This is a genomic window from Variovorax sp. Soil_C_12 (genome assembly GCF_057657375.1).
The window spans coordinates 1-334 of the sequence record NZ_JBDGIO010000055.1; the positions used below are offsets into that span (position 1 = coordinate 1).

The window sequence follows — 334 nt, forward strand, 5'->3', positions numbered from 1 at the left end:
CCCCGACGATGTCGGTCACGCGGCGGATGCTGCCCACGATTTCTTCCATGGTCTTGCCGGCTTCGCCCACCAGGGCGCTGCCTGCATCGACCTTGCCCACCGAGTCGTCGATCAGGCCCTTGATCTCCTTGGCGGCGGCTGCGGAGCGCTGCGCCAGGTTGCGCACTTCGGCTGCAACCACGGCGAATCCCCTGCCCTGCTCGCCGGCGCGCGCGGCTTCCACCGCGGCATTGAGCGCGAGGATGTTGGTCTGGAACGCGATGCCGTCGATCACGCCGATGATGTCGACGATCTTCTTCGACGAGGCATTGATCGAGGCCATGGTGCTCACCAC

At 66.2% G+C, this 334-nt stretch carries 1 protein-coding gene; it reads right to left on the minus strand.

Annotation, left to right across the window (positions count from 1 at the left end; genetic code table 11):
* Window positions 1-334, minus strand: a 334-nt coding sequence (locus tag AC3A6X_RS36440; protein ID WP_487846724.1) for a methyl-accepting chemotaxis protein, incomplete at both ends; no start/stop codon positions are given.